Annotated in this window: 27 protein-coding genes and 1 pseudogene; 12 read left to right on the forward strand and 16 right to left on the reverse strand. The window is 64.5% G+C overall.

Annotation, left to right across the window (positions count from 1 at the left end; all coding sequences use genetic code 11):
- Positions 1 to 9: 9 nt before the first annotated feature.
- A complete protein-coding gene (locus CH266_RS22250) occupies positions 10 to 732 on the reverse strand; it encodes a pirin family protein (RefSeq protein WP_048318903.1) in 723 nt (240 codons plus the stop codon).
- Complete coding sequence (locus CH266_RS22255; RefSeq protein WP_027495110.1) at positions 729 to 1,181, reverse strand: MarR family winged helix-turn-helix transcriptional regulator; 453 nt, start codon at positions 1,179 to 1,181, stop codon at positions 729 to 731. The genes CH266_RS22250 and CH266_RS22255 overlap by 4 nt, the downstream gene beginning before the upstream one ends.
- 85 nt (positions 1,182 to 1,266) lie before the next feature.
- Here CH266_RS22255 and CH266_RS22260 point away from each other — a divergent pair, with 85 nt between their 5' ends.
- Both CH266_RS22260 and CH266_RS22265 read left to right on the forward strand, forming a co-directional pair.
- The gene (locus CH266_RS22260) at positions 1,267 to 1,791 is read left to right on the forward strand and encodes a VOC family protein (protein ID WP_027495111.1); all 525 of its coding nucleotides are present in this window, start codon (positions 1,267 to 1,269) and stop codon (positions 1,789 to 1,791) included.
- Between the two features lie 34 nt (positions 1,792 to 1,825).
- Positions 1,826 to 2,608, forward strand: a complete 783-nt coding sequence (locus CH266_RS22265; protein WP_032407910.1) for a pirin family protein — start codon at positions 1,826 to 1,828, stop codon at positions 2,606 to 2,608.
- Here the strand turns inward: CH266_RS22265 and CH266_RS22270 are convergent.
- Together CH266_RS22270 and CH266_RS22275 are read right to left on the reverse strand one after the other, a co-directional pair.
- The gene (locus CH266_RS22270) at positions 2,605 to 4,170 is read right to left on the reverse strand and encodes a Na+/H+ antiporter (protein WP_094716361.1); all 1,566 of its coding nucleotides are present in this window, start codon (positions 4,168 to 4,170) and stop codon (positions 2,605 to 2,607) included. The two genes, CH266_RS22265 and CH266_RS22270, sit on opposite strands and share 4 nt — an antisense overlap.
- A gap of 32 nt (positions 4,171 to 4,202) precedes the next feature.
- Positions 4,203 to 5,006, reverse strand: a complete 804-nt coding sequence (locus CH266_RS22275) for an SDR family oxidoreductase (RefSeq protein ID WP_027495114.1) — start codon at positions 5,004 to 5,006, stop codon at positions 4,203 to 4,205.
- Between the two features lie 35 nt (positions 5,007 to 5,041).
- Between CH266_RS22275 and CH266_RS22280 the strand changes: the two genes are divergently transcribed.
- Both CH266_RS22280 and CH266_RS22285 read left to right on the forward strand, forming a co-directional pair.
- Positions 5,042 to 5,842 carry an ABC transporter ATP-binding protein gene (locus CH266_RS22280; RefSeq protein WP_052056565.1) on the forward strand — a complete coding sequence of 267 codons (801 nt, stop codon included), beginning with the start codon at positions 5,042 to 5,044 and terminating at the stop codon, positions 5,840 to 5,842.
- Positions 5,839 to 7,422, forward strand: a complete 1,584-nt coding sequence (locus tag CH266_RS22285; protein ID WP_094716218.1) for an ABC transporter permease — start codon at positions 5,839 to 5,841, stop codon at positions 7,420 to 7,422. The genes CH266_RS22280 and CH266_RS22285 overlap by 4 nt, the downstream gene beginning before the upstream one ends.
- Here the strand turns inward: CH266_RS22285 and CH266_RS22290 are convergent.
- Positions 7,414 to 7,973, reverse strand: a pseudogene (locus CH266_RS22290) (sugar O-acetyltransferase). The gene CH266_RS22285 and the pseudogene CH266_RS22290 overlap by 9 nt on opposite strands.
- Positions 7,974 to 7,996: 23 nt before the next feature.
- Between CH266_RS22290 and CH266_RS22295 the strand changes: the two are divergent.
- Genes CH266_RS22295 through CH266_RS22305 form a run of 3 tightly spaced genes read left to right on the forward strand, consistent with a single transcriptional unit; the run spans position 7,997 to position 10,243 of the window.
- Entirely contained in the window at positions 7,997 to 8,950 is a 954-nt protein-coding gene (locus tag CH266_RS22295; RefSeq protein WP_094716219.1) for a D-2-hydroxyacid dehydrogenase, read from the forward strand.
- 54 nt (positions 8,951 to 9,004) lie between these two features.
- Positions 9,005 to 9,454, forward strand: coding sequence for an SRPBCC family protein (locus CH266_RS22300; RefSeq protein WP_032367705.1), 450 nt, complete (start codon positions 9,005 to 9,007; stop codon positions 9,452 to 9,454).
- Between the two features lie 27 nt (positions 9,455 to 9,481).
- Positions 9,482 to 10,243, forward strand: coding sequence for a class I SAM-dependent methyltransferase (locus CH266_RS22305; protein ID WP_176457180.1), 762 nt, complete (start codon positions 9,482 to 9,484; stop codon positions 10,241 to 10,243).
- On the opposite strand, the gene lppU is transcribed toward CH266_RS22305, so the two are convergent.
- The 4 genes from lppU to CH266_RS22325 all read right to left on the reverse strand — a co-directional run bounded on the left by lppU (position 10,240) and on the right by CH266_RS22325 (position 14,225).
- Entirely contained in the window at positions 10,240 to 10,839 is a 600-nt protein-coding gene (gene lppU / locus CH266_RS22310) for an LppU family putative lipoprotein (protein ID WP_032367706.1), read from the reverse strand. The two genes, CH266_RS22305 and lppU, sit on opposite strands and share 4 nt — an antisense overlap.
- A 106-nt stretch (positions 10,840 to 10,945) precedes the next feature.
- Complete coding sequence (locus CH266_RS22315) at positions 10,946 to 12,175, reverse strand: molybdopterin-dependent oxidoreductase (RefSeq protein ID WP_094716362.1); 1,230 nt, start codon at positions 12,173 to 12,175, stop codon at positions 10,946 to 10,948.
- Between the two features lie 311 nt (positions 12,176 to 12,486).
- Positions 12,487 to 13,350 carry a DUF692 domain-containing protein gene (locus CH266_RS22320; protein WP_094716221.1) on the reverse strand — a complete coding sequence of 288 codons (864 nt, stop codon included), beginning with the start codon at positions 13,348 to 13,350 and terminating at the stop codon, positions 12,487 to 12,489.
- Positions 13,323 to 14,225 carry a TIGR04222 domain-containing membrane protein gene (locus tag CH266_RS22325; RefSeq protein ID WP_094716363.1) on the reverse strand — a complete coding sequence of 301 codons (903 nt, stop codon included), beginning with the start codon at positions 14,223 to 14,225 and terminating at the stop codon, positions 13,323 to 13,325. The genes CH266_RS22320 and CH266_RS22325 overlap by 28 nt, the downstream gene beginning before the upstream one ends.
- Positions 14,226 to 14,397: 172 nt before the next feature.
- Between CH266_RS22325 and CH266_RS22330 the strand changes: the two genes are divergently transcribed.
- Genes CH266_RS22330 through CH266_RS22340 form a run of 3 tightly spaced genes read left to right on the forward strand, consistent with a single transcriptional unit; the run spans position 14,398 to position 17,999 of the window.
- A complete protein-coding gene (locus CH266_RS22330; protein WP_176457181.1) occupies positions 14,398 to 15,645 on the forward strand; it encodes an HNH endonuclease signature motif containing protein in 1,248 nt (415 codons plus the stop codon).
- Positions 15,646 to 15,705: 60 nt separating this feature from the next.
- A complete protein-coding gene (locus tag CH266_RS22335; protein WP_094716223.1) occupies positions 15,706 to 17,004 on the forward strand; it encodes a lipase family protein in 1,299 nt (432 codons plus the stop codon).
- 14 nt (positions 17,005 to 17,018) lie between these two features.
- Positions 17,019 to 17,999: an endonuclease/exonuclease/phosphatase family protein gene (locus tag CH266_RS22340; protein ID WP_094716224.1), complete on the forward strand. Its 981-nt coding sequence runs from the start codon at positions 17,019 to 17,021 to the stop codon at positions 17,997 to 17,999.
- Here CH266_RS22340 and CH266_RS22345 read toward each other — a convergent pair.
- Genes CH266_RS22345 through CH266_RS22375 form a run of 7 tightly spaced genes read right to left on the reverse strand, consistent with a single transcriptional unit; the run spans position 17,992 to position 20,863 of the window.
- Positions 17,992 to 18,591 (reverse strand): hypothetical protein, encoded by a 600-nt coding sequence (locus CH266_RS22345; protein WP_094716225.1) that lies wholly within the window; start codon positions 18,589 to 18,591, stop codon positions 17,992 to 17,994. The two genes, CH266_RS22340 and CH266_RS22345, sit on opposite strands and share 8 nt — an antisense overlap.
- 13 nt (positions 18,592 to 18,604) lie before the next feature.
- Positions 18,605 to 19,147, reverse strand: coding sequence for a DUF6286 domain-containing protein (locus tag CH266_RS22350; protein WP_052066670.1), 543 nt, complete (start codon positions 19,145 to 19,147; stop codon positions 18,605 to 18,607).
- Complete coding sequence (locus CH266_RS22355) at positions 19,144 to 19,557, reverse strand: Asp23/Gls24 family envelope stress response protein (protein WP_176457182.1); 414 nt, start codon at positions 19,555 to 19,557, stop codon at positions 19,144 to 19,146. The genes CH266_RS22350 and CH266_RS22355 overlap by 4 nt, the downstream gene beginning before the upstream one ends.
- Positions 19,550 to 19,729, reverse strand: coding sequence for a hypothetical protein (locus CH266_RS22360; protein ID WP_027495126.1), 180 nt, complete (start codon positions 19,727 to 19,729; stop codon positions 19,550 to 19,552). Before CH266_RS22360 ends, CH266_RS22355 begins: the two co-directional genes overlap by 8 nt.
- Positions 19,730 to 19,783: 54 nt before the next feature.
- Positions 19,784 to 20,068, reverse strand: coding sequence for a hypothetical protein (locus CH266_RS22365; RefSeq protein ID WP_176457177.1), 285 nt, complete (start codon positions 20,066 to 20,068; stop codon positions 19,784 to 19,786).
- Between the two features lie 19 nt (positions 20,069 to 20,087).
- Positions 20,088 to 20,378 (reverse strand): Asp23/Gls24 family envelope stress response protein, encoded by a 291-nt coding sequence (locus CH266_RS22370; protein ID WP_027495127.1) that lies wholly within the window; start codon positions 20,376 to 20,378, stop codon positions 20,088 to 20,090.
- Positions 20,375 to 20,863, reverse strand: a complete 489-nt coding sequence (locus CH266_RS22375; protein ID WP_027495128.1) for an Asp23/Gls24 family envelope stress response protein — start codon at positions 20,861 to 20,863, stop codon at positions 20,375 to 20,377. Before CH266_RS22375 ends, CH266_RS22370 begins: the two co-directional genes overlap by 4 nt.
- Positions 20,864 to 20,983: 120 nt before the next feature.
- Between CH266_RS22375 and CH266_RS22380 the strand changes: the two genes are divergently transcribed.
- Together CH266_RS22380 and CH266_RS22385 are read left to right on the forward strand one after the other, a co-directional pair.
- The gene (locus tag CH266_RS22380; RefSeq protein WP_045841589.1) at positions 20,984 to 21,541 is read left to right on the forward strand and encodes an RNA polymerase sigma factor; all 558 of its coding nucleotides are present in this window, start codon (positions 20,984 to 20,986) and stop codon (positions 21,539 to 21,541) included.
- Complete coding sequence (locus CH266_RS22385) at positions 21,526 to 21,984, forward strand: hypothetical protein (protein WP_045841590.1); 459 nt, start codon at positions 21,526 to 21,528, stop codon at positions 21,982 to 21,984. The genes CH266_RS22380 and CH266_RS22385 overlap by 16 nt, the downstream gene beginning before the upstream one ends.
- The last annotated feature ends 68 nt before the right edge of the window (positions 21,985 to 22,052 follow it).

Consider the following 22,052-nt stretch of genomic DNA (forward strand, 5'->3'; position numbering starts at 1 on the left):
GGTTCTCGGTCAGGCGAAGCCGGCGTGCATTTCCCAGATCAAGATCTCGCTCGCCGTCGATGCTGTCACACGGTGACCTCCGGTGGCGGTGAGTCGTACCGCGTCACCCTGGGCAACGTCTCCGACGGTCTCGAACACTGCGGAACCGTCGGCGACGAAGACGTGACCGTACGGCGCGTCAGGGACGGTGACGGACTCCCCCGGTGCGAGTCGGGCGGCATGCAGCGTCGCGTAGCGGTTGCCGATCCGAACGCCGCCCCGACCCGGCATGCCGGACGCCACCGGAACCAGCTCGCCGTTCGCCAGCTGGTCCTGTACGTCCAGCTCTTCGTACGAGGGATCGGTTCCATCGGTGTCGGGTGGGATCCACATCTGCACCACGCGCAACTTTTCTCTGCTGGTCCGGCTCGACGCATTGGTCTCGGTGTGCCGAATTCCGGTTCCGGCACTCATGCGTTGAACGAGGCCGGGGTAGATCAGCCCCGAATTACCCTCGGAGTCAGTATGTTTCAGCGTCCCTTCCAGCACCCACGTGACGATCTCCATGTTCTCGTGCTGATGGGAGTCGAAACCTTCGCCGGGAAACACCGTGTCCTCGTTGTGCACCATCAGCAGCCCGTGCGCATTGGCCGCGAGGTCGTAATTGCCGGTGGCGGGAAACGACTGCTTGGAATCGAGCCACTCGTTCCACCAGTGATGGCGTTGCGCACCGGGTATGTGAGTCACGGTCACGATGCGTGGTTCCGCATCGCCGTGAAAGTTCGGGTCAGAGCCGCGAGATCGTTCGGGTCAACCAGATCGAACATTTTCTCTCGTACTGCTTCGACGTGTCCCGGGCTGGCGGCGGCGAGGGTGTTCATGCCCGCTTCGGTGAGTTCGGCGGACATTCCTCGCTTGTCGTCGTCGCATTTGACGCGTGTGACCCAGCCGTTGTCGACGAGTCTGCTGATGGCTCTGGTGACGCCGCTGCGAGTCGTGGTGACGGCGTCGGCCAGTTCGCTCATTCGTCGGCGACGGTCGGGCGCTTCGGACAGCACGACCAGCAGCTCGAAGTCGGTGAAGGAGATCCCGGAGTCGCGTGTGAGTTGATTGTCGAGGTCGCGAAGCAGCAGCCGCGTCGCATCGAGGTATGCGCGCCAGGCCTGCTGTTCGTCGGCACCGAGCCACCGTGGTGAGTCCATGCCCCCATGCTAGTTGACAACGCAACTAACCGGTGTACTGTTCTCGGTAGTTGACGAAGCAACTACTTGACCGGAGGCCGAAGCGATGACCGAGACCAACGAACTGACTGCAGACGAGACACGCCGCGCGCAGGAGCACGCCGAACAGCGGGATCGCATTCGTCAGCAGTACATGAAGCCTGCAGGCGAGCGTCCGGCATCGTCTGCCCGCGGACTTCATCACACGGCATTGGTCAGCAGCGATGTCGAGGCGACCGTGCGGTTCTATCAAGACCTGCTCGAGTTCCCTCTGACCGAGCTCATCGAGAACCGTGACTACCCGGGTTCGTCGCACTTCTTCTTCGACATCGGCAACAGCAACCTGCTGGCCTTCTTCGACTTCCCCGGACTCGACGTCGGCCCGTACGCGGAGGTGCTGGGCGGTTTGCATCACGTGGCCATCAGTGTCGAGCCCACCCGCTGGGAGCACCTGCGCACCAAGCTGATCGACGCGGGAATCGAATTGATCGAGCACAGCGAGGTCTCGCTCTACTTCCGCGACCCCGACGGTGCGCGGCTCGAACTGATCGCCGATCCGCTCGGTGAGATGTACGGCTCGCACGTTCTCTGAGAACCCACCTACTTTCGAGATTCGAGGCAATGACATGACCTCTGCAGCAACCACACTCGACCTCCGCCGCGCCGACGACCGATTCAAGACCAAGATCGGCTGGCTGGACTCCAAGCATTCCTTCTCGTTCGGCAACCACTTCGATCGCAGTAACACCCACCACGGCGTCCTCATGGTCAACAACGACGACATCGTCACCCCGGGAATGGGATTCGATACCCACCCGCACCGCGACATGGAGATCATCACCTGGGTTCTGCAGGGATCGCTGGTGCACCAGGATTCGATGGGCCACTCCGGAGTCATCTACCCCGGCCTCGCGCAACGCATGAGTGCGGGCACCGGAATTCTGCACTCGGAGAAGAACGATTCGTGGCGACTCGGCGATACTGCCGGCTCGTACTCGGGCAAGCACGGCGATCCTGTTCGCTTCGTCCAGATGTGGGTCGTGCCCGACGAGCAGGGCATCACCCCGGGCTACGAGCAGCTCGAGATCGACAACGAATTGCTCAGTGGCGGTCTGGTTCCCGTCGCATCCGGCATGCCCGACCATGCCGATCACGCCGCCATTCGCATCAAGAACAAGTACGCCGCCATGCACGTGGCGCGCCTACAGCCCGGGCAGGCTCCGGTGGAGATTCCCGATGCACCGTTCGTGCACATCTTCGTGGCCGAGGGTGAGGCGATGCTCGAGGGAGTCGGACCCCTCGCGCAGGGCGACGCCGTGCGCGTCAGCGGAGGCGGCGGTCAGAAACTGAGCACTGCCAGCGGTGCCGAAGTGATCGTCTGGGAGATGCACGCCGCGATCGCCGGTTAATCGGTCTCTCGGTGTGGGCGGAACGAATGCTCCTCGTGGTCGAGTTCGTGTTCGAGGCTGCGCATGCTGTTGTCCGGTAGCCGGCCGGCATCGCGCCAGCAGAGCAACTCTTCTCGCTCCACATCGAGGATTCGGCGGCGCGTACTCATCGCTGCAATCTGTTCCGGTGAGATGACCGCGTCGCCGACGTCCGTCTCGTCGAGATGATCGAGTCGACGGTGGTACCGGTCGATGCGATGCTCGAGTTCGCTCCGCAGGATCTCCCGGCCTTCGTCGTCGAGGTTCTCTTCGTCGGCGATGCGATCGAGCTGTGACAGTGCAGCTTTGGCCGATCCCTCACGTGCTTCGTTTCGCAGACGCGCCTCTGCGGCGGGGTCCGCGACGACGTTCAGCTTGCGGACCAGTGGAGCGAACGTGAGGCCCTGTCCAACGACCGTCACCAGCACGACGAGAAATGCGCAGAACAGCAACAGGTCTCGGCTCTCGAACGGCTCGCCCGAGTCGATCGTCAGAGGGAGCGTGAACACCGCGGCGACGGTGATGACGCCGCGGGTGCCGGCCCAGCTCATCACCACCGCCTCGCGTGGGGACAGCCCGGTCGTGAGCAACCACAGCGGACGCAGTAGGAGCACGCCGGCCAGAGTGACCGTGACCGCGAGAGCGATGGTCGTTCCCGAGTAGGCCGAGAGGCCGCCGACCACGGTGGGCAGTTGCTCACCGATGAGCAGAAATACGAAGCCCTCGAGCAGCAGATCGATCAGTCGCCACACAGCGCTGGTCTGCAGTCGGCTGGCCCCGGAGATGGCGTGGCGGGTGTGGTGCCCGATCACCAGAGCCGCGACGACCACGGCGAGAACACCCGAGGCGTGAACTTCCTCTGCCGCCAGGTACGCCACGAACGGCGTCGCCAGCGACACGATGTTGAGCAGCAGCGAATCGTGAACGTAGCGCTGTACGAGGCGAATCAGCAGGGCGACGACCAATCCGACGACGATGCCGCCGGCCGCAGCCAACACGAACAACCCACCCGCGTGGACGAAGGTCATGTCCTGACTGGATATTGCGGCGATCGCGACGGTCAGCATCGTCAGCGCCGTCGCGTCGTTCAGCAGTCCCTCACCTTCGATGAGGGTGACGAGTTTCGGTGGGATACCGGCGCGACGACCTACCGCAAGGGCGGCGACCGGGTCCGGCGGCGCAACCGCGGCACCGAGCGCCATACCGGCGGCCAGGGTGATGCCCGGAACGAGCAACCACATGCCGACGCCCACGAGGGCAGCGGTCGCCACCACGAGGGCGACCGACAGACTCAGGATCGTCCAGACGTTGCGGCGGATCGCGATCAACGAGGAGTTCAGCGCGGCGCTGTAGAGCAGCGGCGGAATCACCAGAGTAAGCACGACTTCGGGGTCGAGAACGATGTCGGGCAACGCCGACGCCGAGACGGCGAGGCCGGCCAAGGTCAACAACGCTGCCGCAGGCAGCGCCGTCTTCTTCGAGATCACCTGCGCGGCGACGATCAGACCCGTCGCCGCCAGGACCAGGCCCAGAGTTTCTATCACCCGGCTGTATTCCACCAGGTCAGGGGTTCAAACTATCTCTTCAACCCGAACATCTTCGCAATCGTCTTCTCCATGAATGTCGCCGGCAGCAACCGTCGCGCCAGAAACACGACCGGTGCGTTGCTTCCTCTGGCGTACAAGGGTTTCGGCTTGTCGGCCTCGATGGCCTTCAGTACTACTTCGGCGACGTCCTCGGCGGAGATTCCGGTTCCCTCCTTTCGATCCAATGACGAGATCGCTGTGTGGAAGTCGTCTCGGTGGACCGAATCCGCGGCGATGTACTTGGTGCGTCGTTCGCTGATTCCGGTGTTGATCGATCCCGGCTCCACGGTGGTCATCCACACGCCGAACGGAGAGAGTTCCAGCCGCGCGGCGTCGGAGAAGCCCTTGATGGCTGCTTTCGTCGACGCGTACGAGGAGCGGTAGGCGAGCGGAAAGCTCGCAAGCATCGACCCGACCATGACGATGCGGCCGTACCCGCGCTCACGCATGCCGGGAATGACGTTCTGCGACAGCGTCACTGCGCCGAACACGTTCAATTGGAACAATCGCTCGATGGCGTCGGTCGGCAGTTCCTCGAAGGGCCCGGACTGGCTCTCTCCGGCATTGTTGACCAGAACATCGACGGCGCCGAGTTCGGTCACGAATGCGGTGATCGACGCGGAATCGGTGAGATCGAGAGCGCGATACTCGACGCCTGCTGCCCGTTGATCGGAGGTCATCGAATCCGGATTCCGAGAAGTGCCGATAACTCGGTAGCCGCGGGCGACCAGCGCCGACGCGACGGCCCTTCCGATGCCCGACGAAGCTCCGGTGACCACTGCGGTGCGATTCATGCCCAGATGGTACCGGTGCAGTCGGTTCGTAGCGCATGACGAAAACGCCCATACCGGTTAGTCTGTTACCCGTGCAAACGAATCCTCCCGCTTTGCTGCTCGAGCACATGTGCATGGCCTTCGGCCCGAAGATTGCGGTCGACGACCTGTCGTTGATGGTTCCGCCCGGGTCGATGTTCGGGTTGGTCGGCCCCAACGGTGCTGGTAAGACGACATGTCTGTCCATGGCGGTCGGGCTGCTCAGACCGCAGTACGGCCGAAGCCTCGTTTTCGGGCGTGACGTCTGGGCCGATCCGATAGCGGCGAAGGAGCTGCTCGGCGTGCTACCCGACGGACTGACATTGCCTTCCCAGTTCACCGGCCACGAGCTCCTGACCTACATCGGTCGACTGCGCGCGATGCCGGAGGACGTCATCGCGCAACGTCGCGACGAGCTACTGAACGCGTTGGGTCTCGCCGATGCCGGCGGAACCGTCATCGCCGACTATTCCGCCGGAATGACCAAGAAGATCGGACTGGCGTCGGCGCTGTTGCACGGGCCTCGCCTCTTGGTGTTGGACGAGCCCTTCGAAGCCGTCGATCCCATCTCGTCCACGACGATCCGCAACATCCTGATTCAGTTCGTTCGCTCCGGTGGCTCGGTGATTCTGTCCAGTCACGTCATGGCCCTCGTGGAACGGCTGTGCTCCCACGTCGGTGTCATCACCGGTGGTCGAGTCGTGGCGGCGGGAACGGTCGACGACGTCCGCGCCGGTGGCACCCTCGACGACGCCTTCGTGCGCCTCGTCGGATCCCGAGACCAGAACCCGGACGGCTTGTCCTGGATGCGCTCGTGAAGTCGGTCGGTCGCACCGTCCTGCAGATGCGAATCACGCTCTACCGCAGGCAGTTCAAGGGCGGACAAGCAGTGGTCAAGACCGTGTTCGGGTTGCTGGGGCTGGCCCTCGCGGTTCTCGCATGCGTGATGGCGGCCCGAACCGGCGCGTCGCAGGTATTGGTGGGCGGCACCGCAAGCCTCGGACTGACCCTGACGGGCCTGAGTTGGGTGCTCTTCCCGGTGCTGTCGGGTATCTCCGACGACAACATCCAGCCCCGCCACTTCCAATTGCTGTCCGTCGATCCTGCGCGACTGGCCCGTGCACTGCTGACCACGTCGGTGATCGGCATGGTGGTTCCGCTGACGGTCGTCGCGACGGCGTCCATTCCGATCTACGCTCTGTCGCGGTCGGTTGCCGCAGTGCCTCTGGCGCTCGTGGCCTGGCCCGCGACGGTGGTGTTCTTCGTGACGCTGTCGCGGGTGGTGACGCTGGCCATGTCGCAACTACTCAAGAGTCGCCGCAGCCGCGAATTCGCGTTGCTGGCGTTCGGCGCTGTCTTCGGAGGCCTGTACTTCCTGCAGTTCCCCATCACGCAGAATCTCGATCGTGTGCTGTCGGGTGAGGTGACGTGGCCGCTCACACTGGCCCATTCGATTCCCTTCGGCTGGGGCATCACCGGCGTCGATGCTGTGCTGGAGGGCAAGTGGCTGTTGGCGATCGGCGCGGTGGTGGGATTGCTGCTGCTGGACGTCGCACTGGTGTGGGCCTGGCAGCGACTGGTTCTACGCCACTTCGAGGGACGTGTCTCGACGTCGTCGGGATCGACCCGTAAGCAGACGGCAGAGAAGGGGCGCGACGGTGCAACAGGGTGGCGGGCAACGCGCGTCGGGGCGGTAGTGACGCGAGAGCTGTCCCTGTGGCGCGGTGACATGCGTCGTCGGAGTCAGCTGCTGTCGGTGCTGATTTTCGCAGTGCTGGCCGGCATCGGCCCGCTGGTGACCGACTCGATTCCGTTCAGCGCAGCCTGGGGTGCGTGGATCGCGATCTTCATGGCGATGGGTGCGGGATCGAATTCGTACGGTCTCGACGGCGGTTCGATGTGGCACCTGGTGATGATTCCGCAGGCCCTCCCCGACGACATCCGTGGTCGGCAGATCGCCTGGTTGCTGGTCGCGACCCCGTTCGCGATCGTGCCGGTCGTGGTGGTTCGAGTGTTCGGAGATCTCGGGCTCGACCGACTGGAGATCCCTGTCGCCGTGACGATCTCGATGCTCGGAGTCAGCGCCGGTCTGACCGCCGTGAACTCCGTACGCGGTGCCTACCCGGTGCCCGAAGCTACGAAGTCGTTTTCGATGAACACCCGGGGGTCGTTCACCGGAAATGCATTCGTATTCCTCATCCTCGGGATAGTGGTCCTGGCCGTGTCGGTCGTGCCCGCACTGCTTCTCGCACTGCTCCTTCCGGGAGCGTGGGCGTATCTGTCCATCCCGGTGGCCGTAGCGATCGGCTGGCTGGGGATGTGGTGGGGCGCGCGAATGGCAGTCGGCACGCTGGTTCGTGACTCCGACAGAATCCTGAACTCGGTGATCTCACGGTAGTGCGCGGATCGCCCGACACGGGTTGCCTGCAGCGAACGTATGCGGCGGTACGTCGCGGGTGACGACACTTCCGGCTCCGATCACCGAGTTCTCTCCGATCGTGACTCCGGGACAGACGATGACGCCTCCGCCGAGCCAGACATTGTCTCCGATGGTGATGGGAAGGGCGCTCTCCCAACGAGATCGACGAGCATCGTGGTCCTCCATGGGATGCAGCGCCGTCAGTAGCTGGGCCCGTGGACCGATCGAGACGTCGTTCCCGATGGTGATGGGCGCGCAGTCCAACAGAATGGCGTCGTAGTTCAGAAAGCTGTTGGACCCGATGGAAATGTATGTGCCGTAGTCGCATTGGAAGCGCGGCATGATCCACGAGTCCGTTCCGATGGAACCAAGTAGTTCGCCGAGCAGTTCACGTCTTTCTGCGTCCTGGTCCGCCTCGGTTGCGTTGAATCTGTCGAGCAGCTTCCACACGACACCCGAGACGCCACCAAGTCGGGATCATTGTCTCGATAGAGTTCGCCGCGCAACATCCGGTCCCGATTCTCGCTCATGGACCAGAGGCTATCTTTGTCCCGTGATCAATGTGCTCGTGGTCGAGAGTGATTCGGACCGAAAGGCCTTCCCGTCGATCGGCGGAGTCCACTTCCGGAGCTGCACGATCCCCGAACTCGTCGATGCGGTGTCGTGGGCGGAGGTTCTACTGTTTCGCACGTTCGAGGCAGTCGACCTGCAGGATGTGTGGCCGCGCGCCGACAAGCTTCGCTGGATTCACGTGTCGAGCGCCGGGGTCGATCGGGTGCTGGATCCGGTGCTGCGGGACAGTCCGTGGGTGCTGACCAACTCCGGCGGCATTCTCGATCGTGCGATCGCCGAATACGTCGCTGCGGGCGTTCTGGCGTCGATGAAGAAGCTGCCCGAAGCGCTTCGGCGGCAACGCGAACGGGTCTGGGAACATCGCCTCACCAGTGGAATCCACAATCGAAGGGTGCTGGTCGTCGGTCCGGGTTCGATCGGCCGCGCCATCGGTCGCGTTCTCGGTGCACTCGGCATGCGTGTCGACGCGGCCGGTACATCCGAGCGGCCGGGAGATGCGGAGTTCGAGAGAGTTCGTTCGGTGGACGAGTTACCGTCCTACGCAGGTGAATACGACGTGGTGGTGCTGTCCGCGCCGCTGACCGAGAAGACTCGCGGGCTCGTGAATGCAGAGGTGCTCGGGGCGATGCGTCACGACGCGGGGCTGGTCAACATTGCCCGTGGTCCCGTTGTCGACGAACAGGCCTTGTGTGAGGCGTTGGATTCCGGGGCGATCGGATGGGCTGTGTTGGATGTCTTCGAGGTCGAGCCACTTCCGGCGTCGAGTCCGCTGTGGGAGCTCGACAACGTGATTCTGACGGCGCATCTGGCCGGTGACGCCGACGACTTCGCCGATCGGCTGTGGACGCTGTTCGAGGACAATCTCGATAGGTACCGGCGGAACGAGTCCCTGGTCAATGTGGTGGACAAGCAGGCGGGCTACGTCCGCCGGTAGAAGCCGACGTCAATCTATGTGTAACACGCCGTCGCGTGTATTAGTGTCGGTGGAATGCGTGAGATAAACCATTCGGCGGTCGCGTCGACACCCCGCGATGCGGCTTTCGCCTACCTCGACGACTATCGAAACGTCCCGCGGTGGATGTTCGGGATCACGCGGTTCGAGCCGAGGAGTGAGACCACCTCCGGTCTCGGGGCGACATACGACGCAACCATGCAGATCGGCCCCAAATCGTTGAATTCGATAGTCCGCGTCACCGAATGGGTCGAGAACGAGCGACTCACGCTCGAATCGGTCGAAGGCCTGTCAAACTCCTCGACCTGGTCTTTCACGGACCTGGATGAGGGCCGGACCCGCCTCGATGTCATCTTCCGTTACAGCCTGCCCGGGGGCATCGCCGGCAAAGTTCTCGGGGCCGTCGTGGAGCCCGTCGTCGGGCAGGCGATTCGGCACACCGAGTCCACATTGCGGTCGCAGCTGGAATCGGCCGAACATCGGTAGTCCCGAATAATCGGTACTCTGGCTAACGTGACGGACGAGCCGGAACGACCCCGCGGATTGAGCTTCGGCAGAGTCGCCGAGGAGTACGACCGGGCTCGCCCTGGATACCCGGCGGCGCTGTACACGGATGTTCTTGCCGGCGGTGCGACCCGCGTGTTGGAAGCGGGAGCCGGCACCGGAAAAGCCACCGTCGCGTTGGCCGAACGCGGCGCTTCGGTGGTTGCGGTCGAGCCGGATTCGGGTATGGCCGAGGTGATCCGACGCCGCACCGAGAACATGGACGTCGATGTTCAGGTCTCCCGGTTCGAGGACTTCGTCGGCGCGCCTTCATCGTTCGACGTCGTCGTGGCCGCTCAAGCGTGGCACTGGGTCGACCCCGGTCGAGGAGCCGCGGTGGCGGCTCGTGCGTTGGTGCCCGGGGGATCACTTCGGTTGTGGTGGAACATGCCCGGTCAGCTCGACGGCCCGGTGTGGGAGTCGGTACGCGCTGCGTACATCGCCACCGAGCCGGACGCCGCACCGCTGTTGGCGCACTCCCTCGGCGTGCAATCCGAGACCGCGGTACCCCGCGCGGCCGGCTTCGGCCCCTGGTCCACGTCGACGTACGAGTGGGTTCAGCGTTACTCCGCGGACGAATTCTGCGCCATGGCCGCGACGTACTCGAGTCACCTGATTCTCACCGACACACGTCGGCAGGAAGTGCTCCGAGCGGTTCATGCGGCTATCGACAGCCACGGCCACCTGGATTATCAGTACGTCACGCAGATGATGACGGCGACTCGAGGCTAGGCCACCGTCGTGGTGCAGACGACGAATTGCCGTGCTTCGTAGGCGAATCCGCCTTCGGGGCAGTCGTTGGGGTCCGCGGTACCGGTCTTGATCTCGGTGACCTTCTCGACGCTCGTCGCGCTGGGGTCTGCGCAATCGACGCGGGCGGGCTCGTCCATTCCGGTACTCGGCACGCTCATGCAGCCGTCGATCACCCAGTCGACGTCGAGGCACAGTGCGCCCTGCTCGACACCGTTCAGAGTCTCGTAGTACGTCTGATTGACGTCGGTGGGGCACTGCTCGTTCTCTGCGGCTTTGGCGATGACCTTGTAGTTGGACTCCATGCTGCCGCATTCGGCGTTGTCGATTTCGGCGGCCGTCATCGTGCCACCGAGCTTGACGCACTGGCCGATCTCGACGTCGATGTCGGTGGAGCCACCGGCGTCGATGCCTTCCTGGCCGGACACGTTGTCGGTGGTGGTGGGGGCTGCGGAGCTGCTGGAGGCGGTGGTGTCTGCGGCAACGGCGGTGCCGGCGTCGGACGACGAACAGCCCGCGGCGAGCATCAGCGTGAGGGCTGCACCCGCGGCGAGAAGGCCTCGAGATAGTGCGTGCATCGTGGCATGACCTTTTGGACTCGTCCAGGCGAAGGAGCATTCCTTCGTCGGCAGCCCCGCGGGCCACCGATGAAAGATTCTCGACCATCCGGGCGGTTTTGCAAAGTCACGAACGGAACACGATGCGCGCCACCCACTTGGTGTTGTGCACACCGGGAAGCGCGGGAACGATGACGCGTGCCGGGTAGCCGTGATCGAGCGAGATATCGACGCCGTTGACTTTCAATGCCAACAGTGAATCGGGATGGAGCGCTTGATTACCCTGCAGCACAGCACGACCGAATGGGCCACCCTGTTCTATCGAGATGACTTCCGCGGACCTGGGTGCGGGTACACCTGCCAATGCTGCGAGTTCGGCCAACGGAACGCCCGTCCAACTCTGCGTGGTCGACCATCCTTCGACACAGGCGATGGGAAGTTCGGCGGTGTGCTGAGTCATCGACAGCAGCCTGCCGCGGGAGAGAACCACCGGTTCCATGTTCTCCGAAGTACTTTCGACGGACAGTGTCCAGTCTGCGCCCGTCTGTTCTTCGGTGACCCCGGCCGCCTCGGCAGTGCGATTGATCTGAAAGTCGTTGGGCCCGTCGCCGTACGAACGTCCCCGCGGAAGGAGAATTGCTGCCTTGCGTAGGACGCCGCCGACGGTCTGCCCCACCGTCAACACGGCCACGAAACCCATTCCGGCGGCGACCAATCCGATCGCACCGCGTCGGCTCATGGTCTGGTGTGGCCGGCTCGGCGCTTCGTTGCGGGCGCGCAGGACGTCCATCAACGATTCCGATCGAAGGGTCCGCCACATCAGCGGCACCTTGAGGCCGAGGTGCACCAGGAATCCGGCGATGAAAACCCAGGCACCGAAGTAGTGAGCGGCGTAGAAGTCGAAGCCGAACACGTAGTCGTACTGGATGTTCAGCACGCCGGTCACGATCTCGAACAGCAGGCCTCCGACGAGTGCCAGCAGCGACAGTCGTTCGAGTGCATGTGCCGGCGACCGTACCGGCGGCAGTTCGACGAGCTTGGGCATCACCGACCAGAGCTTGGCGATCACGAGCGGGACGATGATCAGGCCCAGCCCGACGTGCAGGCCCTGCGTCAGCTGGTACAGCCAGGCCGGGTTCGTCGGCCAGTCGAAGAACGGTAAGCGCAACCACCCGACGGCACCTGGTTTGGCCTGGCCGAACTGCGGCCCGTACGCGCTGTAGGACAGTAGGCCCGTCAGAATCACGATCGGCAGCGCAACGAGCAGCACCGCGCCGAACACCGACGTCAACCACGTGCTGCGCAGCGGACTGCGAAAGCGCGCGAGCGGGTTGGGTGCGTCGGCCATGTATGGCATTCGCTGCCCGACCCGTCCCGGATGTGTGGCGGCGAGTTCCCCTTCCTGTTCCATGGCTCGGTAGAAGGCCTCGGCATCCTCGGCCGTCGACACCTTGTGGCGGTTCGACGCCCATCGGCGGAACAACATTTCGTATCGGTCGCCCAACGCCGAGGGCAGTGCCGGATAGTGTGCTGCGATCTCGGCCGCTCGTTTGTTCAGCAACGCCGCTCGGACAGTGTCCACTGTCGCAGAATCGAATTCGGCGGGCAGTGGCCCACCTGCCACGAGAGCGCGCACCAACTCTTCTTGACGGCGCGCCAGGTCGTCGTTCACCTCGCGTACCCGGACGTCCGTACCCCGGTGATGCGATCGAGTCCCGCGGCATCCGCGATCGCATCCAGTTCTGCGAGTAGCTCGGCCTCGGGTGGATAGTGACCGTCGCGCTCGAGCATCAGGGGCGTGCGATGCCCAGCCGTCGCAAAGGTCCGTAGTAATTCGAGGACTTCGTCGGGCACGGGCGCAGTGTGGGTGTCGTGATAGATGCCGCCACGGACCGTGCCACCGGCGATGTGGCAGTAGGCAATTCGATCCAGCGGCAGGCGTTCGAGTTCGGTCCACGGGTCGCGGCCTCGATTGAGTGCGTTCGCGTACACGTTGGCGATGTCGAGCACCAGGCTCACGCCGGTCCGCTCGACGAGTTCTGCCAGGAACTCACTCTCGGTCAATTGGTCTTCCGGCCAATCGAATAGGGCTGCAATGTTTTCCACCGCCAGCGGAACCGGCACACCATCCTGCGTTCGTGCGATGTTTCGTGCGAGCGCCGTCAGGGCTTCGTGGGTGCGTGGTACCGGAAGCAGATGACCGGCCTCGATGCCGTCGGCGCGGACGAAGGCGATGTGCTCGCTCACCAGCGGGGATCCGAGCATGGATGCCACTCGTGCCAGTCGGTCGATACGGTGCTGTTCCACCGGCTCGGCACCGCCCAAGGACAACGAGATTCCGTGCGTGACGACGGGAACTCCCAAGGTGACGAGGCGATCGGGTGCCTGCTCACCGATCGATTCGGCGATGACCTCGCAGAACGCCAGCCCCGGGAGTTCCGAGACGATGCCGGATATCTCCGAGCGCCAACCGATTCCGAGCCCGACGGGCACTGTGTCGATGTTCAACCTCCACACCCTCCGCCGCCGCATCCCCCACCGCCACCGCCGCAACTGCTACTGCCGCCGTCGCCTCCGCTGACTCCGCTGTCGCCGCCGAAGCCGAACGACGCGGCCCCACCGGCCTGGGAGGTGCCGTAGCTGAGTGCACCGGCCATCGCCGGATCGAGCATCAGCAGGGCCCCTGCTCCGAAAATGGCTGCAGACATTCCGGCACGAGTCGGCCCGTAGGCGGTGAAGGACGGTCGCGCGCGGGGTGAAAGGTAGTCGTTCTCGGCGCGGAGCCGGCGTAGTTCGGTATCGCCCGCAGCTGTCCGACGGCGTCGACGAAGCAGAACCGGCACCGCCGCGAACAGGACGAGCACGATCGCGACGAGAAACCAGACGGGCTTGCCGTTCGCGGTGCCGGCGACGATGCGGGCAATTCCGACTGCGATGACGAAGAGCACCGGGAATACCCGTGTGACAGCGGAGCCGCGTGCGCCGTGCAGCAGACCCTCGTCGACGAGAGTGCTCCGCAGTTGCGCGCATGTGCCGGACATGTTCGCCACCAGTCGGGAGCGAACCAGGGGTGCTTTACCGCTACCGAGTCGTTCGAGGACGGTGCGGGTGAACCAATCCAGTTGGGTGCGCTCGGTGGCGCTCAGCTCGCGGCGCTTCCTTCCTTGCGAGTCGATGATCTCGGCACCGCGAAGTATGGCCAACGACGCCATCACCGCCTGGGAGTCGCTGGTGAGCACACCTACTTCGGGGGGTGTGAGCACGCGCCCCGCCGACGTCACCGGGGTCGATCGGTGAGCGGCAATCCAGTTCCCCGCCATCGTCAGGAGTATCGCGAGAACGGCCGCGAGCAGGTACCAGCGGAGAAAGTCTGTGCTGGGGATGCCCCAGGTGTCCGAACCGCTCATGGCTACACCCACTTTCCGTCGGATCCAGCATCTGATGCTCAGTATCGGGCCCGTGGGCGAGAAAGCAACCCCGACGACGTCCCCGCGGGGACGGGTGCGTCGGTTTCCCGCCGTTCTTGTCGGTGCCTCGTCGTACTGTCGTCGAACATACATTCGACGAGTGGGGGCATTCATGGTCGAGATTGCAGACATCGAGACGGAGATATGCGCGCTGGCGGGCCAGATCGCGGCTGCATCTGCGCAGTATCTGATCCTGGTCGGTGAGTTCGATGCTCGACGTGGGTGGGCCGCGTGGGAGACGAGGTCCTGTGCGCACTGGTTGTCCTGGCGCGCGGGAGTCGATCTGCACACTGCCCGTGAGCAGGTGCGGGTGGCCAAGGCGATGCGAGAGCTGCCCCTGATCACCTCTGCGTACCTGAGCGGCACGGTGTCGTACTCGAAGGTGCGCGCAATGACCCGTGTCGCTACTGCCGACAACGAAGCGTCACTGTTGCAGAAGGCGCTCGATGCACCCGCCGCGCACATCGAACGTCTCTGCCGTGGTCTGAAGAAGGCGATGCGGCCGACCAGGGGCAACGGTGTCCACCTCGATCCGTGTGTGGGTCGGTGGCGCTGGGACGACGAGGACGGCTCGCTCGTGGTGACGGCGCGCTTTCGGCCCGAGGACGGCAAGCGATTTCTGGCCGCGGTGACCAGGGCCGAGTACGAGCGCACTCGCACGGAGGTGGAATCCGAGGGTGACCGGGCGGCCCCGGCACCGCCGAACCCCGTTCCTGCGCTCGTCGCAATGGCGGAGATGGTGTGTGACGCCATCGATTCTCCGGTCGTCTCACCTGCCGCGGAAGTGTTGGTACACCTCGGAGACAGCAGCGAAGCAGGGTGCGATCATGCTCATTTCGACGACGGACCTGGTCTGGACGACGAAACTCTCGCCCAGGTGTTGTGTTCGTCGGTCATGCGAGTCGTCGGTCACGGCCGGCTGGGAAAAACTGTGCGGTGGAGTACCACGGCCAAAGCTCCGAGTCGAACCCAGTTGCGTCAGTTGATCATTCGCGATCGATGCTGCTCGGTGCCCGGGTGCGGGCGCACCCGGTTTCTGCATGCTCACCACGTCACCTACCGCTCGCGGGGAGGTGCGACGTCGCTCGACAACCTGGTCCTGCTGTGCGGCGAACACCATCGAGCACTGCACGACGGCTACTTCCTCATCGAATCCCTCGGCCACCAACGATTCACGTTCCGGCACCCATCGGGAGGAGAGATGGTTCACGCGCCGGCGTTGTCCGGAGATGCGGAGGTCCTCCGGCGGCAATATCAGCACATCGAACCCGACGCCATTGTCCCGAACTGGGGCGGGGAAGGCCTCGACCTGAGCTACGCGACCGACGTTCTGATCACCAACTGGCAGCAGGCTGCATGAAAAGGGGCCGTTCAGGGCAAGTTAGTGTGACGAAGAGACTCGGACAAGAAGCGGTGGGATATGAGCGTCGACAGATCGATGGCGGACGAACAGTCCTGGCCGGTAGAACAATGGCCGAGCTGCGAGGATGCAACCAGGCCGGAAAACGACCCGTTCTACGCCGCGCCCGAGGGCTACGAAGCGGCTCTACCGGGGACGATTCTCAAGGTGAGGCCTGTCGAGGTCGCGATGTTCGGCCACGTGCGACAGCGAGTCGACGCATGGCAGCTGCTGTACCGCACCGCCGGTCTGGGCGGTGTACCGCAGGCCAGTGTGACGACGGTGCTGCGGCCGCAGAATGCCGAACCGGTGTTGCTCTCGTACCAGTGCGCCATCGACGGCGTCGCGTCCTCGTGCTTCCCGTCCTACGCGCTTCGACGCGGCTCGAAGGCCCTCGGCGCAGTTCCCCAGTTCGAGTTTCTGCTGGTTCTGCATGCCCTGCGCCGCGGATGGACCATCTCGATCCCCGACCACGAGGGACCGGACGGACATTGGGGGTCGCCGCAGGAACCAGGATTCTGCACACTCGACGCGATCCGCGCGGCGCTGTCGTTCGAGTCGTTGGAACTGCACGAGAGCACACCCGTCGCATTGTGGGGATATTCGGGCGGCGGGCTCGCGACGTCGTGGGCCGCGGAGATGGCCCCCGAATACGCACCGGAGCTCGAGCTCGTCGGTGCCGCCCTCGGCTCCCCCGTCGGCGATCCGGGTTCTGCGTTCACCAGGCTCAACGCGACGCTGCACGCGGCTCTGCCGACGCTTGTTGTCGCGGGGCTGCGGCGCACCTACCCCGATCTCGATCGTGTGGTGCGTCAGTACGTGAGCGAGGACGGAATGCGCATTCTCGATTCCGTCGAATCGATGACGACCGTTCGCGCCGTCAGGCGGCTGGCTCGGCACGATCTCGACAACTACATCGACATTCCGCTCGCCGACCTGCTCGCCCTACCCGAGATCGTGCAGGTGTTCCAGGACATCCAGCCCGGTCGCACTGCGCCGTCGGTGCCGCTGCTGGTCGTGCAGGCCGTGCACGACCAGATCATTGCCGTCGACGACGTCGACGGCCAGGTCGATCGGTATCTCGAAGCCGGCGCACACGTCACCTACCTGCGAGATCGGCTGAGCGAGCACCTGTCGCTGCATCCGCTCAGTGCGCCCCTGACCCTCGACTGGCTGGCCGATCGCTTTGCCGGCCTTCCTGTTGCCGAACCGGCGACCAGAACGGTGTGGTCGACGGCGTTCTCGTTCGCGGCTGTACGGGGCTTGATGTCTCTGACCTGGACAACCGTCCGAGCATTGACCGTCGGCGTCAGGGCGTAGCTACTCTCGGTGCGATGCAGCGAACCTGGGTACGGATTCTCACCGGAACGATCGCGACGCTGGGCATCGTCACCGGACTGGTAGCGATGGGGGCGTACTACACCGACACCCGCATCAATGTTCTGATCGCGCTGGCATCGTTCGTTCCCCTGATGCTCGTCGCTGTCGTGGTCGGTGCCGTCGTCGCGCTGATCGGTAGGCAATGGATTCTGGCGGCGGTGTCGGCGGTCGTGTTGGCAGCAGCCGCAGTGGCGTACGCACCTCTGTACGTGGCCGACGCGGCATCTCAGGACGAGGCGAGCGGCGATGCCGTCCGGCTGCGGGTGATGCAGGCCAACCTGATGGTGGGCAGCGCCGATCCGTCGGTCGTCGTCGGATCGGCACGCGACAACGCCGTCGACGTCGTGACGATCCAAGAGCTGACCGATGCGTCGGTGCTCGGGCTGCGGGATGCCGGCATGGAGCAACTCTTTCCGTACAGCTACCTGCGAGCGTTGCCGACGGGTGGTGGAGGTGCCGGAATCTACAGTCGCACACCGCTGTCCGACAACCGCGAACTGGATGGCTTCGGTCCGGTGAACTTGGCCACCTCCGTCGACGTTCCCGGATCGGAGCCAGTGACGCTGCTGGCCGTCCATCCCGGCCCGGCATACGTCACCCCGGCCGATATCTGGACCGCCGAATTGGACACGCTCCGTAGCGATCTCGAGGCGGTGTCTGCGAGCGGCCCCGTCATCGTCAGCGGTGATTTCAACACCACGTATTCGCACAAGAAGTTCAGGAACCTACTCGATGCCGGATATGCCGACGCTGCAGCACAATTGGGGATGGGGCTGATACCGACCTATCCCACGGACAAGGGCACTCCGGCCGTCGTCGGCATCGACCACATTCTCACCAATTCCGGGCACGCCCGATCACTGGAAAGAATCGACCTCCCGGGATCGGACCACCACGGTCTGATCGGGGAGATCGAGTTCTCCGGAGTCAGCTGACGCGCGCCGACTGCTTGCGAGACTTGCCGCACTGCAACAGAATTCGCACCTTGGCTGGAGTTCCGTCGAGTGAGGTCACGATGTCGTCACGGGTCCGTGCTGCGGCACCCGACACCTGCTCGAGGGACGTGACGGCCGGGTCGAGCGTCGCGACGATCTCGACCACGCGCTGTCCCCTGTCCGAGACAGAGCGACCGGAGGCCGAGACGATTCCATCGTGACCTGCCAGCGACTTGGCTGCACTACGGGCGGCGGTGCCGAGGTCGACGCTGAGCCTGCCGTCGACCTGCTCTCCGTCCACGTTCATGACGTCGGCCGATGTGGATCCGAAGGCCACGGTCCCGACCGATCGGCGCGGCAGGTGCGCGAGCAACCACCACAGACCCAGCAGGATCAGCACGACAGCGGCTGCGCCGAGAGCCCAGGGCCACCAAGCGGCGTCGACGGCGGTGTCGACGAACGCGGCGTCCAGCCGCTCACGGCCGGGAAGCTCGCCGCGTTCCCACGCGATGGCTCCGCCGCCGAGAGCGATCAGAGCCAGCCCGACGACGGCTGTGCCGGTGCGGTCGAGCGATGCGGTTGCACGTTTCACAGCTGCTGTCCTTTCATGAGGCCTGTCCTGTCGTGCGCACTCGGGTGCGCACCTTGGGCGCCGACGCGAGTGGGCGGAGGGCGTCGTCCACGGACGTCACGACCGCGGACTTCAGAGCCGAGGTGTCGGTACCGGCCACGGTGGATACGGCGACGGTGACCTTCTTGTTGCCTGCCTTGGCGGACGCGGTGTCGACGCCGACACTGTCGAGGGCGGCAGATCGCGCGACGGCAGCGACGTCGCCCTTACGAAGCCAGACGCCCTGCTCGTTGAGAGCACGGTGGGTGCGACGACGTGGGCGAATTGCCACGAACACGAGAACGAATCCGATGACGACGGCGGCGATACCTGCGGGCAGCATCCACTGCTGAGCGGTGAGCCCGTCGAGGTTCGATGCGGCCGGGCCGACCCACTCGGAGCCGTCGAGAGCGCCCAGCTTCAGCAGCGCCTCGCGGCCGAGTACGACTCCGGCGGCGATGAGAACGAGAGCGAACAGGACGGCCGGAACAGCTGCGGTGGGGTTGGCCACCGGCTTCTTGCTTGCTTGCTCTGTCACTGCACTCTCCCTTCTTCGCTGGTGGGCTCGGCCGGTATGCATTCGACGGTCACGTCGACTCGGTCGACGGTGTAGATGCCGAGTTCGGACAGGTCTCTGGCCACGGCGGCGCGAACGTTCGCAGCCACTTTCGCCAACGGTGAGGGCCAGGTGACTCCGACGGAGACCTTCGCTCGCACGCGCTCGCCGGTGACCGTCACATCGGCCTTCGGCAGATCACGCCCACCGAGGAGGTGCAGTCCGGGCTGGCGGTCGGTGACGGAGTCGGTGCCGCGGGCCGCCAGAACGGCCAGGCGTTCGACTGCCTTGTGCTTGATCTCCAGGGAACCGCGATCGCCGGGGTCCGCGAGTGACCCCGGGGTTGCTGCCGGTGTCCCGGGGGTCGTGGGGGCTGCTGCTGTGTCAGTCACGACCGCGACCACGCATGATCGAGTTCAGATCCAGTTCACCGTCGATGTAGCGGCCGACGAAGAAACCGAGTCCGCCGAGGACGATGGCGATGAGGAAGCCGGTGAAGCCGCCGGCTGCTGCGGCGATGGCCAGCAGAAGTCCCACGAACAAACCGATGGTTGCAGTGGTCATGGTCTTGATCTCCAGTCAGAGTGTTCGGAATCCGAGGTGTCGGATGTCGAGGGTTCAGATGTCGAAGTAGTTGCGTCGAGTGATGCGTTTGCGGAGCCGGGCGATGCGTTTCGGCAGTGTGCGCAGTGGCGTCGGTACCGAGGACGAGCGGAACGCTGTCGGTGCGCTGGCAGTGTTGATCGGAGTCGACGGAAGTACGGCGAACCGGCGGTCGACTTCCGCGAGCTCTGCCATGTACCGGGCGGGATCACCACCGATGTCGGGGTGGTGTTCTCGGGCCACAGCGCGCCGGGCCGCCTTGTACTCGGCGGCCCGGTCGTGCGCTGAATGCTCGTTCACCTGGTCAGACTCGCACAATTCAGACCCGCACGACATCCTCGACTGTGACGTGCACGGGCCCGTCGACCATTGCCGCGACGGTGCTACGCACTGCCTCGGCGGTCTCCCGTACGGCGTAGCCGAACTGGAGAGTGACGTGTACCTCGGTGCCGTCGTCTGCGATCCGGATGCCGGCGACGCGGCGTCCGGGTAGATAGGTCGCAGCCTCGCCGAACATGCCGCCGTGCAGTCCGACGACACCGTCGATCGCCTGTACGGCGTCGGCGATGTCCTCGGACTTGTCACGGTCCGTCGGGTTCGGGTCGGTCACTGCACTCGGGTGGAGGCGGTCTCGGTGGTCTCCTCTTCGTCCGAGCCGTCGTCCAGGTAGATGTCGTGAACGACGATGTTGACCTCGGTGACCTCGAGGCCCGTCATGCGCTCGACGGCGTTGATGACGTTGCGACGAATGCCTGCTGCGAGGTCTGCGATCGAGACGCCGTAATCGGCGACGATGTCGATGTCGACCGCTGCCTGACGCTCGCCGACCTCGACCGAGACGCCCTGCGACTGGTTGACGCGGGCACCCGGGATACGCTCGCGCAGGGCACCGATCGCGCGGCTCGCTCCGCCGCCGACGGCATGTACGCCCTGGACCTCACGGGTGGCGATGCCGGCGATCTTCGAGACGACGGTATCGGCAATGGTGGTGCGGCCCTGCGAGCTGACGAGCACGGAATCCGACTTCGTGGTGATGTCGGTCTTGCCTTCGCCTGCTGCGGATACGGTTGCCTTGGTGTCCGTCGTGGAGCTCATGACTGCCTCTCTTCGCTGAGTAGTGGTGCACAGTGTGTGTCAGGAGTTGGTCGTAGCTCGATCACCGAAACGCACGTACAAATAAAGTGACCTACGTCATAGATTACGTCTGGGGGCCCGATGGAGTGGAGAGATGCGTCGGACCGCGTACTCGTCGGCGCAGCCGCGCTCGGCGAGACGGATGCGTTCGAGGAGATCGTGGGCCGATACGGACCGGAGATGTTTCGGTACGCCCGAAACATGCTGTCCGATCAGGGTGCAGCAGAGGAGGTGGTGCAGGACGCGTTCGTCGCAGCGTGGAAGGGGCTCGACAACTTCCGGGGCGATTCGGCTCTGCGCACCTGGCTGTTCTCGTTGGTCTCGCACAAAGTGATAGATCATCGCCGGCGTCGCAGCGTTCCTCCTGCGGAAGACTGGGTATTCGAGCGCAAGAGCACGGGCGCGGGCAGTGATCCCGAGGCGGACGTCGAAGCAGACAGCTTCATGGCCGAATTGGGTGTGGCACTGGCGGAGTTGCCCTATCGGCAGCGGGCCTGCTGGTTGCTTCGGGAGGTCGAGGGCCTGACCCATCCGGAGATCGGCGCGATCATGACGTTGTCCGCAGGAGCAGTACGAGGTCAATTGACCAGAGCACGAGCAACATTGAGCGAAAGGTTGGCGTCATGGCGAACCCGGTAGAACCGAATGCGGTTCTCGCGCGTGCTGCCACCGAGCTTCGGGAGGCACCGCAGGAACCGAACTGGGTGGACATCAGCTCGTCCATCCTCGCGAAAGTGCGCAATACGACGCGCCGCACCTGGCCGATCGACAGCGCCTTCCCGGCGGGTTCAGCGGCCGATCCACGGGACTCACTGCGGATCAGCGATCACATCGTCAAGACGACGTTGCGCCGTGCTCTCGCGGGCGTACACGGTGCACAGCCCACCGAGATCGACCTCGATCTCGACGATCACGCCTGCACAGGTCTGTTCGTCGCGGTGATCGGCGTGTACGGCGACGATCTGCAGGCGGCAGGCGAAGAACTGGCATCGATCGCCATCGACGTGGTTGCGGACCTGCTCGGCGTCACCCTCGGCAGGGATGCGGTCGAAATCCGCGTCGACGACATCGAGGAGCGCTAGCGGATCGCGATTGCCCGAGGAGCGCTAGCGGGGCCAGCGTAAAAACTCCGTCATGACCGCAGGTCGTG

Source organism: Rhodococcus sp. 06-1474-1B (assembly GCF_002258885.1).
In the GTDB taxonomy this organism is placed as follows: Bacteria; Actinomycetota; Actinomycetes; order Mycobacteriales; family Mycobacteriaceae; genus Rhodococcoides; species Rhodococcoides fascians.

What these genes read in the sequence shown, in the direction of transcription:
- CH266_RS22255 (WP_027495110.1), bottom strand. Translation starts at nt 1,181, where the DNA reads ATGGACTCACCACGGTGGCTCGGTGCCGACGAACAGCAGGCCTGGCGC.
- CH266_RS22260 (WP_027495111.1), top strand. Translation starts at nt 1,267, where the DNA reads ATGACCGAGACCAACGAACTGACTGCAGACGAGACACGCCGCGCGCAG.
- CH266_RS22265 (WP_032407910.1), top strand. Translation starts at nt 1,826, where the DNA reads ATGACCTCTGCAGCAACCACACTCGACCTCCGCCGCGCCGACGACCGA.
- CH266_RS22275 (WP_027495114.1), bottom strand. Translation starts at nt 5,006, where the DNA reads ATGAATCGCACCGCAGTGGTCACCGGAGCTTCGTCGGGCATCGGAAGG.
- CH266_RS22280 (WP_052056565.1), top strand. Translation starts at nt 5,042, where the DNA reads ATGACGAAAACGCCCATACCGGTTAGTCTGTTACCCGTGCAAACGAAT.
- CH266_RS22300 (WP_032367705.1), top strand. Translation starts at nt 9,005, where the DNA reads ATGCGTGAGATAAACCATTCGGCGGTCGCGTCGACACCCCGCGATGCG.
- lppU (WP_032367706.1), bottom strand. Translation starts at nt 10,839, where the DNA reads ATGCACGCACTATCTCGAGGCCTTCTCGCCGCGGGTGCAGCCCTCACG.
- CH266_RS22315 (WP_094716362.1), bottom strand. Translation starts at nt 12,175, where the DNA reads ATGCCATACATGGCCGACGCACCCAACCCGCTCGCGCGCTTTCGCAGT.
- CH266_RS22320 (WP_094716221.1), bottom strand. Translation starts at nt 13,350, where the DNA reads ATGCGGCGGCGGAGGGTGTGGAGGTTGAACATCGACACAGTGCCCGTC.
- CH266_RS22325 (WP_094716363.1), bottom strand. Translation starts at nt 14,225, where the DNA reads ATGAGCGGTTCGGACACCTGGGGCATCCCCAGCACAGACTTTCTCCGC.
- CH266_RS22330 (WP_176457181.1), top strand. Translation starts at nt 14,398, where the DNA reads ATGGTCGAGATTGCAGACATCGAGACGGAGATATGCGCGCTGGCGGGC.
- CH266_RS22335 (WP_094716223.1), top strand. Translation starts at nt 15,706, where the DNA reads ATGAGCGTCGACAGATCGATGGCGGACGAACAGTCCTGGCCGGTAGAA.
- CH266_RS22340 (WP_094716224.1), top strand. Translation starts at nt 17,019, where the DNA reads ATGCAGCGAACCTGGGTACGGATTCTCACCGGAACGATCGCGACGCTG.
- CH266_RS22360 (WP_027495126.1), bottom strand. Translation starts at nt 19,729, where the DNA reads ATGACCACTGCAACCATCGGTTTGTTCGTGGGACTTCTGCTGGCCATC.
- CH266_RS22375 (WP_027495128.1), bottom strand. Translation starts at nt 20,863, where the DNA reads ATGAGCTCCACGACGGACACCAAGGCAACCGTATCCGCAGCAGGCGAA.
- CH266_RS22380 (WP_045841589.1), top strand. Translation starts at nt 20,984, where the DNA reads ATGGAGTGGAGAGATGCGTCGGACCGCGTACTCGTCGGCGCAGCCGCG.
- CH266_RS22385 (WP_045841590.1), top strand. Translation starts at nt 21,526, where the DNA reads ATGGCGAACCCGGTAGAACCGAATGCGGTTCTCGCGCGTGCTGCCACC.